The sequence below is a fragment of the Nocardia rhamnosiphila NBRC 108938 genome (genome assembly GCF_000720425.1).
GTDB classification, from domain to species: Bacteria; Actinomycetota; Actinomycetes; order Mycobacteriales; family Mycobacteriaceae; genus Nocardia; species Nocardia rhamnosiphila.
This window is the reverse complement of record NZ_JOAJ01000054.1, coordinates 1-394: the sequence shown is the minus strand read 5'-3', so window position 1 is coordinate 394 and position 394 is coordinate 1. Positions and strand designations below refer to the sequence as shown.

The following is a 394-nucleotide window of genomic DNA, read 5'->3' as shown; positions in this document are numbered from 1 at the left end:
GACGCGGCGCCAGGCGGGCGTCCACGCGTTCGAGCGGTTGATCGGCGAGCTCCCCGGCGACGAGGTCGAGGCGCTGGTCGCGGCCCTTCCGGCGCTGAACCATCTGGCAGAGCTCGAAAGCCGGGACCGCGAAGGGCCGAAGCAGTGACCGGGCGGCCGGTCGGCGGGGGCGCGGTGAAGGCGTTCCCTGTGGCGCGTTCCGAGGCGCGGCTGCTGGTTCCCACTTTGATGTTCATCGCTCTGGTCGTGGCGGCGGTCGGTAGCCTCGGGGCGCCGCTCCTCACCAGCGTGGCGACCTCGTTCCACGTCTCGCTGAGCAGTGCGCAGTGGACGTTGACTGTCGCGCTGCTCAGCGGCGCCGTCGCCACTCCGGTCTTGGGCCGGCTCGGAGCCG

General features: G+C 72.3%; 1 pseudogene. It reads left to right on the top strand.

The features are described 5' to 3' along the window. Positions 1-228 precede the first annotated feature (228 nt). Positions 229-394: pseudogene (locus tag IG75_RS36985) on the top strand (MFS transporter); the annotation flags it as partial.